Annotated in this window: 7 protein-coding genes; all 7 read right to left on the bottom strand. The window is 46.0% G+C overall.

The window, feature by feature from the left end:
* Nucleotides 1–2 precede the first annotated feature (2 nt).
* Nucleotides 3–863 carry an acyl-CoA dehydrogenase family protein gene (locus EA14781_RS20985; protein ID WP_001053227.1) on the bottom strand — a complete coding sequence of 287 codons (861 nt, stop codon included), beginning with the start codon at nucleotides 861–863 and terminating at the stop codon, nucleotides 3–5.
* 50 nt (nucleotides 864–913) lie between these two features.
* Entirely contained in the window at nucleotides 914–2239 is a 1326-nt protein-coding gene (locus EA14781_RS20980) for a GntP family permease (RefSeq protein WP_000513261.1), read from the bottom strand.
* 100 nt (nucleotides 2240–2339) lie between these two features.
* Nucleotides 2340–3476: a 2-hydroxyacyl-CoA dehydratase subunit D gene (locus tag EA14781_RS20975; RefSeq protein WP_000382840.1), complete on the bottom strand. Its 1137-nt coding sequence runs from the start codon at nucleotides 3474–3476 to the stop codon at nucleotides 2340–2342.
* Nucleotides 3476–4717 (bottom strand): 2-hydroxyacyl-CoA dehydratase subunit D, encoded by a 1242-nt coding sequence (locus tag EA14781_RS20970; RefSeq protein ID WP_001286369.1) that lies wholly within the window; start codon nucleotides 4715–4717, stop codon nucleotides 3476–3478. The genes EA14781_RS20975 and EA14781_RS20970 overlap by 1 nt, the downstream gene beginning before the upstream one ends.
* Nucleotides 4714–5535: an acyl-CoA dehydratase activase gene (locus EA14781_RS20965; RefSeq protein ID WP_001179654.1), complete on the bottom strand. Its 822-nt coding sequence runs from the start codon at nucleotides 5533–5535 to the stop codon at nucleotides 4714–4716. Before EA14781_RS20965 ends, EA14781_RS20970 begins: the two co-directional genes overlap by 4 nt.
* 21 nt (nucleotides 5536–5556) lie before the next feature.
* Complete coding sequence (locus tag EA14781_RS20960; protein ID WP_000161883.1) at nucleotides 5557–6789, bottom strand: CaiB/BaiF CoA transferase family protein; 1233 nt, start codon at nucleotides 6787–6789, stop codon at nucleotides 5557–5559.
* 56 nt (nucleotides 6790–6845) lie between these two features.
* Nucleotides 6846–8198: AMP-binding protein (locus EA14781_RS20955; protein ID WP_042336187.1), on the bottom strand; the 1353-nt coding region annotated here is incomplete at its 5' end.

The raw sequence follows: 8198 nt of genomic DNA, 5'->3' as shown, positions 1-8198 counted from the left end.
CATTACCCTAACATCCATTGCACGCCCTGATTGGCGGCAATGGGTTTCCCAAACTGGATACGTTCTTTGGTATAGGCAATCGTGGCATCCAGCGCGCTCTGCGCGATACCCAACGCAATTGCCGCGCAACTCAATCTCCCGCCGTCTAATGTCTCCATGGCAATATGGAATCCTTGCCCCTCCGCACCTAAACGCGCGCTTTCTGACACGACACAGTCGCTGAAACTGACGGAACACGTATCCGAACCGTTCATCCCCATTTTTTCTTCTGGAATACCAATACTGATTCCCGGATTATCTCGTTCCACCAGGAATGCCGTGATCCCTTTGACTCCGCGACTTTTGTCGGTCATTGCGAAAACAATGTAGAACGCTCCTTGCGGCGCGGCAGTGATCCATAGCTTGGAACCGTTGATGACATACTCATTACCGCAACGTACAGCTACCGTCTGCTGGGCCGCTGCATCACAACCCGCACCGGGTTCTGACAGACAAAAACAACCTATTTTTTCACCGCTGACGACTCCTGGCAGTAGACGCTGTCGGGTTTCCTCGTCGGCGTATTTCTCAATAACAGGCCCCGTTAGCGAACACTGAGATCCCATTATCATCGCGTGTGCTGCGCTGACCTTAGACATTTCTTCGGTCGCCAGAACGTAGCTAATAATGTCCGCTTCCGTTCCACCATATGCTTCGCCAATGTTGAAACCAAACAGTCCTGCCGCGCCCATCGGGGCAATACTCTCAACCGGAAAGCGATGTGCTTTATCAATTTCAGCCGCAATAGGCCTGACTTCGGCATTGACAAACTCCCGCACCATATCCCTGATCAGGATTTGTTCTTCAGTAAGCTGTAAATTCATTTGCCATATCTCTCTTAAACTTAAAAAGTTGTGCTCATGCGGATAAGGAATTAACCACCGAAAGCCGTAATAGATGCCGGTAACACTGCGTATAGCAGCAACATGAAACACATCGCGATCAGTGGTATCGCTAACGTCAGAATGCCAACCGGACCATAGCCTTCTTTATGGCTGACTCCGCATACACTCAGAACGGTGACAATCAGGCCATTAAACGGCGGTGTCGTACTCATACACGACATTGTCGCCACACGGTGCAAAGCCCCCTGATCAACAACCGTTGCTGGGAACATGCTGGCGATCAGCGGCATCGCGACGCTTAGCGCGCCAGAACCTGAGCCGCTAATAAACACCAGGGCGCCAACAGAGATTGCCGTTACCATCAATGGACTGAGACCGGAATGAACAATGGCCTGAAAAGATTGCTGGAAAGCAGGAAGTGTCATCACCAGCGCGCCAAAACCGACAATGACCGCCGTATTGAACAATGACATGACACCTTCCATCGTGCCTGCGGCCAGGTTACTGACAATCGCTTTCCAGTCCAGATAGCGCAAATAGACAACTAATGCGGCGATGATTGCAGAAAACAGCGCAATCGCGGGATCCCACTTCAAAATATTCAATACCACCAGCAATACGAGCATGGGTAATAGCGCGACAACTACGTGTGGCAAGGTGCGGGTCGCATTATCTTTTCCGGCTTTGGCACTCTTTTCGTCCTCCTGCCAGCCTTCGCCATTCGCCCTCACCCGTTTAAACAACCAACTCAGATACAGCACCACCAACGTAACCTGAAACAACGCAGTAAGCATGCCGGGAACCAGTCCGGCTGTAGCCGACGTACCAAGATATTTCATCGGTATTAAATTCTGGATTTGCGGAGAACCCGGCATAATCATGACAAATGTACCGGCACCCGCGAAATAGACTGCGGGGATTAATCGACGAGGTAAATTCGCTTTGCGGAACAGACTTACCATCATGGAATAGACAGTGAATAACGCAACAAATACAGATACGCCGCCATACGCCAGAATTGCACAGGCGGCTACCAGAGAAGGAATTACCGCTTTCTGACCAAATTTTCCGATAATAAAAGATGCCACGCTATCTGCCGCGCCGCTAATTGCGGTAAGTTTTCCAAATATTGCGCCAAGAACAAAAATAAAGAAAAAATTGCCGAAATAGCCTCCCACTCCCGCCGTATACACCTTCAGAATAGTATCTAATGGATTAATCGTTCCCGGAGAAGTTATCCATGCCGTTGTTGCGAGAAACAAACTTGTGACAAATACAGCGATAAATACATGAATCCCCTTCATACACATGGCCATTAATATGAAGAGGCCGATAATCAGACAGACGATGCCCATAAGAACTCACTTATATTCAGTCAGTCAATTACGGTTTGAGAACAATAATAAATACGTTCATGCATGAATGAACCAAACCGTAATAATTGTTATAGAATAATTAATTTACAGATAAAACATCGGCAAACGTCTGCAACGCAGTTCGTGCCTGCTCATATGTCTTCGTCTGCTGATCTACTTCGATAATAATCGAAGGAATACCTTCTTTATCGAGATATTTTTTTATCACCGGCGCATCGAATTCTTCGGGATCACAGAACTTTGTCAGCAGATAAACGACGCCATCGGCATTATTCTGGCGAACCATCTCTGCCAGTAATCTCCCACGTTTCTTTTCTACGTCATATAAAAGCGAGCATCCTTCCAGCTCTGCAATCTGGCGGGAAAGTGCTGTCCATGGATTTGGATCGGCAGGAACATCCTGGCGAAACTGTCGGGATTCATGCGCCACTTCATCCGCTACAATAGCCATATGGTTATCAGCAAGGATCTGCAGGATTGTGGGACTATCGGCAATAATCCCCGTAACAACGATTTTGTGGCCTTTCCACTGTTGTAACGGCTGCTGTTTTGTCAGCGTAATGATGTCCCACAGATATCGGGTATGCTCGATGACATCCATAAAGTAACCGCTTTTTATCACCGCACTACGCAAGGCTGGTGTAAAAATATGCGGATACTGAGTCACAACCTGAGAAAATATCCTCAGAGCAGCACGGTGCTGGTTATAAATTTCGATGGCATTAATCAGTCCATCGTCTGTAACTTCCACACCAGAGATTGCGGTTAACCTGGCAGCTATTTTTTTATATTGCTCCGTCAGAAATGTAACACCGCCCGGAGTAGCGCGATTCTGCGGATGTACTAGCTGAATAAACGGTACTTGAGGAACGCCAACTTTCCAGTTTTGTCCAAGGCATTTCAGCGTGTCACACAAAGAGGGAATAATTACCGCCGATAATTTATTCAACGCATTGTCCAGTCCCAACTCAAGAGAGGAGAGCGCCAGCGCACAATAAAATGGTGGAAAATATCGCTTTGCTTCAGAAATATTACGACCTTCCTGTCCCCATATACCAAACGGTACCATACCCGCGGCATAAACAATTTCATATGGCGTATATTCAGGAAAGCAGCCCACCACCTTCTGGTTATTTTTGATAAAATGTTCGAGTTGTTTTGCAGGATTATTCACTATCGCCCGCAGTTGCTCAATTTTTTGGCTGAGTACGTCCATTATTGTTTTCCTCCCTGCATTTCGACCTTATTGGTCGCCATGATCTCCGCCAACGCCTCAATACGCGTAACGTACTGCGCCTCGGAAAAACCTCTGGGATCGGCCTGATCGCCATCAAAAGTCACCGTTGGAATGCTCAATTCACGACGGAGCTTCCTTTCAATTTCAGGCATTATTCCGCTCCACATCTTGCAACTACGATTGATATGGATCACCGCGCCATCCACTTTATTCTGTCGACAAACATCAATACGCATATCTGCCGCTCGTTCCACTGAAACGCAATTAGGCACGTAGGAATAGGCCCGCATCATCTCTTCGCTATTCTGGTAAATAACGCCAAACGCAGTTGCATAAACAGTCGCCGTTACGTTCATTCCATGCTCTTTCAGCGGTGTCGACGTTGCCCTCAGATAAGGCCAGCAGGCAATACCTTCAAATAAAATTCGGTACTTTTCTTCTCCACGCCAGGTGGATTTTTGTTCGCGAATATTTTGTTCCATCTCTTCGCATAGCAATTCAAACGCGTCGGCCGCTTCCTTTTTCCCACGTGCACATACCGCCACCGCCATGTGGTTAAACAAATCAAAGCCATTCATTGGCGAGGGATGATACTGACAATATTCTGCGGCTTTCAGCCAGGCTTTACCTGTACGCTGAGATATTTCACAGACTTCATTAAATCTCTCCATGGAAAATGTTTTTCCCGTAATGCCCTCTAATTTTCTGATAGCATCATCGAACTGAGACTGAATGTAACGTACAGAAATATCATCTGTTTCATAATCATTTTTATAAGGGATGTCGATGAGAATCATTGGGATCTGTAATTCATAAGCAATATTTTCGTACCACTTAATCATGCAGTTACAAATGTTGTTACTGCACAACAGGAAGTCCGGTTGCGGCATATCCATTTCGTCACAGTGTTTTACATCCATGAAAGAAAGACTGATACGGGCATAGGCACAAATATCATTTGAATAACCCATACTCTCAGCGTGCTCACACATCCGTAAACCACCACCTTTAGCAGCAATTGCTGCCGCCTGATTTTCTGGATAAACCACGCAAACATCTAACGTTTCGGCAATTTCCTGCGGGAAATTCGACGCGCACCATCCTATCTTTTCACCACGTTTTTTTGCATCCCAGGCGCGTTGGTAGGCATCTGCGGCAATTTTCTGTAATCGCTTTTTAGCCGGTATATATTCAGATGAAGCTATAGTCACATCGCTCATAAAATTCGTCCTTGTTCAGATTCTTTAATTTTTAACTGGCGGTAAGACTCCCAGGCATATATTGCTGCGCCAATCGCACCGTTATATTGCGAAAGCGGAGAAGTCATCACTGACGCTCCAATCTCCTCGCTGATATAGCGAACAACTTCAAAATTACGTGAAACACCTCCGGTCATTACAACCGGATCCTCAATGCCTACCCGCTTCGCCAGACCAGCAATACGGCCTGACACAGATCGATGAATACCATTAATAATGTCAGGTATCGTTTGGTTATTTGCTAAATGCGAAATCACTTCGCTTTCAGAAAAAACCGTACAGGTCGAGCTGATGGTCACATTCTTCTGTGATTGCGCCCCTTGCGCGGCAAGTTCGGCAATATCCGTCTCCAGAACGCGAGACATCACATCAAGAAATCGTCCAGTTCCTGCGGCACATTTGTCGTTCATCACAAAGTTAAGCAAACGACCTTTCCCATCCATATGCAGCGCTTTTACATCCTGACCGCCAATATCGATAACCGTTCTGACACCCGGAAAGAGGAAATTTGCGCCTTTAGAATGGCAACTCAGCTCACTGACTTCTTTATTGGCTATCGCTAAAGAATTTCGCCCGTAGCCTGTTGCACAAACCCAATGAATATTCTGCAAGTTGCCGCCAACTTGCCGGAAAATATCAGCAATTGCTTTCTCAGGGCCCGAAGTCCCAGCCCCGACCGGGACCAGAGATTTCGCCAAAATTTGGCTGCCATCACGCATCAGGATGCACTTCGAAGCGGATGAACCAATATCAACGCCCAGCGTAAGAATATTTTGCATATCATTACTCCTGACCCACGCTCAGTCACGCCAGACAGCAATATCGTTATCAGCTTCAAGTTGGGTAATTTCCGCTTCGCTGTACCCGAGGTCGCGCAAAATTTGCGGCGTATTTTCCCCTAACAGCGGTGCTCGCAAATAATCCGGCAGACCACATTCACGCAGCGAAATGGGGGGGCGTACCAACGCCTTCTCGCTGCCATTGGCATATTTCATGGAATAAAATACATCAATTGCCCACGCCTGCTCGTCCTGTAGAACTTCTTCCCACGTTTGCGCCACACTGAACGGAATATCATTTTCAATCAGGATCTCCCGCCATTCGCTGGCAGTTTTTTGTTCTATTTGTTGCCAAATGATGTCGTAAACTTCGGGAGACCGCATATGTTTCGCCACTTCCTGCAAACGGGTATAGCGTTCATCTCCAGCCAGATCAGGGCGGCCAATACAGCTAATAAACTTCGGATAGTAAGCGTCATAAACGGGCATACAAATCTGAATGAAACGGTCATCCTTCGTTTTATAAGCAAGGACAAACGGGCTGGTAGTCGTGCGACGATCGATAGGGTAAGGCTGCCCATAATCAGGATATTGCGCAGCCTGAATCATAATTGCCTGGGTATAGATAGAGGTATGCAAAAGATTAGTTGAAACATATTCCCCTTCCCCCGTATTTTTTGCCCGAATATAAGCCGCCAGTGCGCCAGAAACCAACGCCATGGCGCACTGGTGATCGCCCAACCCAGGAATGACGTTCATCGGTACCGTCCCTTTCTGATACAACGATCCCAATATCCCGGCTCGCGCAAAAAAGGCCGTATAATCAAATCCAGGTAAATCCTGATCGGGTCCATTCTCACCATAACCAGTCACACAGGCGTAAACTAATTGAGGAAAACGCTCTTTTAGCATTTCATAATCAAGGCCAGCCCGGGCACGTGCTTTTGGTCGCCAGTTGGTCATAAAAATATCGGCTTTTTCCAGTAGCTGAAATAATATTTTTCGCCCTGATTCTGTCTTTGTATTTAGCGCAATACCTTGTTTATTCGCATTTTCTAAATCAAAAGTCGTATTTTCATATTGATCTAAAGGTCGTCCCTCTGTGGGGGCTGTATAACGTAGGTTATCATCATCAAGGGACTCTATTTTTATTACTGTAGCCCCCATATCAGCCAGAATGCGACCTGCAGCGGGAACTGCAATAAATGTTGCCAACTCAACAACGGTAATGCCTTCCAGTGCTTTCTTCGTCATTTGTTATTCCTCACAATTATATAATCCGGCAAGCGACCAAAACGCTTCTGGCTGTTTTATTCCCTGAACAAAACAAATAATTTATTGATGGAAAACCGTACGCTTTGTATATCTATTTTTCCACATGCGGTAAGTGGGAATGTAGAAAAAAAGAAAATATGCGCCGGAACTTTATATCTCGCCAATCGCTGATGCAGAAAATACATCAATGCTGATTCACTTAATGGCATGTTATTTTTAGGACACACTGCCGCCGCCACAACCTCACCAAGAGACTCTGACGCTAAACCAAAAACACATACCGACTCTACCTCAGGAAATTCAGCGATTGCCGACTCAATCTCTCGTGGGCTGATATTTTCTCCTCCCCTGATAATGATGTCCTTCTTACGCCACAAATAATGGAAGTAGCCATCCCGATCAACAAACCCAATATCTCCTGAATGAAACCATCCATGTGAGTCAATAACATGTTGTGTTTTCTGCGGATCGCCATCGTATCCTGCCATTAGATGATAACCACGGGTACATAACTCCCCTTTATCGCCCGGCGCGCACAATTCCCCGGTAACCCAATCAATTACACACATTTCTACGTAAGGTAGCGGTTTACCGATGGTCGAACCTTTGATCACTAACGAGTCAGAAGGAAATCCCTGAGTACAACATGGCGAGGTTTCAGTTTGACCATAAGAGACCACTATTCCGCTCATACCAAGTCGATGCGTAATATCACGAATAAGTTGCTCTGGGCAGAAAGCTCCCGCAACAATACCTTTTTTCAGCGTATCTATAGCATATTGGGCCAGAGTTTCATGCTGGATAAGACGATTAAAGATCGTTGGCACACCATGCAAAGTCGTACAGCGATAACGTTGTACGGCACTCAATATTTCTTCTGTGTTATAACTATCAAGAATAATAAGCCGACATCCTGTCATTAATGAAAAATATAGCCCAGACACAAGACCAAAACAGTGAAATAAAGGGATGGCAAGGCACAGAACGTCTGTACTATCTATTCCAAGGCGCTGAGCAGAAAAAATAGCATTATTAGTAATATTGCGATGGCTTAAGATGACTCGCTTAGGCATTGCGGTACTTCCTGAGGTCAACTGAATAACCAGAGGATCGATGTGCGACACGGCTTCTACTGACTCTGTATATTTTTCTGCTGAAACAGACGCCCCATGTTCAATAATTTCTGTTAGCGGCAAAACAGCGCTATCATGATTTGTTCCAAGGCCGATGAGTAAACCTGGAACTATATTATGCGGGAGATGTTTAATTATCTGATTAAAATTATTGTCACGGAAACCATCGGCAAAGCAAAGCGCTGTTAGACGACACTCCGACAAAATGTCCTCTAACTCTCTTTCTTTAAAATGAATATTAATACAGAGTGCAGG

Origin of the sequence: Escherichia albertii NBRC 107761 = DSM 17582, from assembly GCF_000759775.1 — a bacterium.
GTDB lineage: Bacteria > Pseudomonadota > Gammaproteobacteria > Enterobacterales > Enterobacteriaceae > Escherichia > Escherichia albertii.
Note: the sequence above shows the minus strand (reverse complement) of the source record. Positions and strands in the feature narration are given on the sequence as shown.

Coding starts and splice junctions, on each gene's coding strand:
- EA14781_RS20985 (WP_001053227.1), bottom strand. CDS start 863: ATGAATTTACAGCTTACTGAAGAACAAATCCTGATCAGGGATATGGTG.
- EA14781_RS20980 (WP_000513261.1), bottom strand. CDS start 2,239: ATGGGCATCGTCTGTCTGATTATCGGCCTCTTCATATTAATGGCCATG.
- EA14781_RS20975 (WP_000382840.1), bottom strand. CDS start 3,476: ATGGACGTACTCAGCCAAAAAATTGAGCAACTGCGGGCGATAGTGAAT.
- EA14781_RS20970 (WP_001286369.1), bottom strand. CDS start 4,717: ATGAGCGATGTGACTATAGCTTCATCTGAATATATACCGGCTAAAAAG.
- EA14781_RS20965 (WP_001179654.1), bottom strand. CDS start 5,535: ATGCAAAATATTCTTACGCTGGGCGTTGATATTGGTTCATCCGCTTCG.
- EA14781_RS20960 (WP_000161883.1), bottom strand. CDS start 6,789: ATGACGAAGAAAGCACTGGAAGGCATTACCGTTGTTGAGTTGGCAACA.